General features: G+C 45.9%; 2 protein-coding genes. Both read left to right on the forward strand.

Annotation, left to right across the window (positions count from 1 at the left end; translation table 11 throughout):
* Positions 1–288: 288 nt before the first annotated feature.
* Positions 289–1,074: a 4,5-DOPA-extradiol-dioxygenase gene (ygiD, locus tag HMPREF2954_RS08010; RefSeq protein ID WP_045074891.1), complete on the forward strand. Its 786-nt coding sequence runs from the start codon at positions 289–291 to the stop codon at positions 1,072–1,074.
* 5 nt (positions 1,075–1,079) lie between these two features.
* Positions 1,080–1,661: a DsbA family protein gene (locus HMPREF2954_RS08015; protein ID WP_045074889.1), complete on the forward strand. Its 582-nt coding sequence runs from the start codon at positions 1,080–1,082 to the stop codon at positions 1,659–1,661.
* Positions 1,662–1,960 lie beyond the last annotated feature (299 nt).

Genomic DNA, 1,960 nt, shown 5'->3' on the forward strand with positions numbered 1-1,960 from the left:
CTGTTGGGGGAAAGGCTTTTTTGCAAAGGTCTCAATTTGCTATTAAAAAATAATATTCTGGCGTTGAGTTATTAGTCATAGAATTAAGTGCTTTTAGGCAGATTTGTTAGATTGATTTAGGTATTGCTATTGAAATCCGAATCTTCGGACCTCTTTTTAACTTTGCAGCAAAGCCAAAGAATACTTCATCATTTCCTATTGGGAAATTATATTGTTCATAAATTGAGATTTATTGCTTAATCATTTATCCGTACAATCCGCCTCATCAAATATTTTAAGGAGGCAATGATGAAAAAAATGCCTGTATTGTTTGTTGGGCATGGTAGTCCGATGAATGTGTTGGATAAGGAAAATCCGTTCAACCAAAATCTCAGCCTGATTACGCAAAAGTTTGCCAAACCCAAAGCGATTTTGATGATTTCGGCGCATTGGTACAGCAGCCGTTTGCAGGTTACATCGGGTGAACATCCTGAAATGATTTACGATTTTTACGGATTTCCTGAAGAACTGAGCCAAGTGCAGTATCCGGCGCCCGGTTCGCCCGAATTGGCGGAGCAGGTGCGCTCGTTATTGCAGCCGGAGAATGTCGGGCTGAATCCGATGCGCGGTTTTGATCACGGTGCGTGGGCGGTGTTGAAATTTCTGTATCCCGATGCCGATATTCCTGTGGTACAACTCAGCCTTAACCGTTTGCAGTCGGCGGAATGGCATTTCAATTTGGCGAAAAAATTATCCGCCTTGCGCGAACAGGGTGTGTTGATTATCGGCAGCGGCAATATTATCCATAATCTGAGCGTGATGAGCAGGGCGCATATCAATCAAATCGGCGCGGGTTATGATTGGGCGTTTGCGTTCCGTGAAGCGGTCAATCAGGCGATTGTCGAGCGGGATGACGACACTTTGATTCATTACGAACGGCTGGGCGAAAAGGCGATGCTCTCCGTGCCGACGCCGGAACATTATCTGCCTTTTCTTTGCATCATGGCATTGCGCGAACCGGATGATGCCATTACGTTTTTCAACGACAACCTTGTCGCAGGTTCGCTCAGTATGACTTCGCTTTTAGTGGGGTAAAAAATATGGCAGCGCAAAAGATTCTTTATTTGTTTGATCCGCTTTGCGGATGGTGTTATTCCGTTTCAGACGGCATTTCAAAATTGGCGCAAACTGCTGATGTTAAACTTGTTCCGACAGGCTTATTTTGCCGCGACAAAATTATGTCGATCGATTGGGCGGAACATGCTTGGGAAAACGACCGGCGCATCGCCAAGCTCACAGGGCTGCCGTTTAGCGAAAATTATCGCCAAAACATTTTGCAGCAGCCGACCAATTTCAATTCTTTCGCCTTGGTGCAGGCTTTAACGGCGGTGCAAACTACCGAGCCTGCGCGCGAACCGGAAGCCTTGCGTGCTTTTCAAAAAGCACGTTACGAAGAAGGTTTGGATACGGCAAAATTGGATGTATTGGCAGATGTTTTGCGCCAAATCGGCTGTCAGCAAGCGGTTGGGATTTTAAAAGATCGTGCAACCGAACAGCTTGCCAAACAGCGCATTGCTGACGGCGTCAATCTTATGCAACAGTTTGGTGTCAGCGGAGTGCCGTTTGTGGTGGAAGAAACCGGGCAAGGTTGGAGGCAAATCCGCACGGAAAGCTTGTGGTAAAAGGAAAGGGGCGAAAGCCCTTTTTTTGCGGTTGCTTAACTGACAATGATTGAAAAAGCCAGGTTTGCTGACATAGGCTAAGTGTGAAAGCAGCCTGCGTTTCAATAAAAAAGGAAGGGGCAGGGGCTGTTTTTTGTTTTTCAGACGACCTGTTTTTAGATGATATTTTGAAGGATCGGGTTAGATTTGACAGTTGAAGCGGTTCGGGAGATGAAGAGCATTTCTGAATGCGTAAATACTAAGGTCGTCTGAAAGCCCGATTCAGGTTTTCAGACGACGGCGGATTCGCATTTGAAGTG

Origin of the sequence: Neisseria sp. HMSC067H09 (assembly GCF_001814135.1) — a bacterium.
In the GTDB taxonomy this organism is placed as follows: domain Bacteria; phylum Pseudomonadota; class Gammaproteobacteria; order Burkholderiales; family Neisseriaceae; genus Neisseria.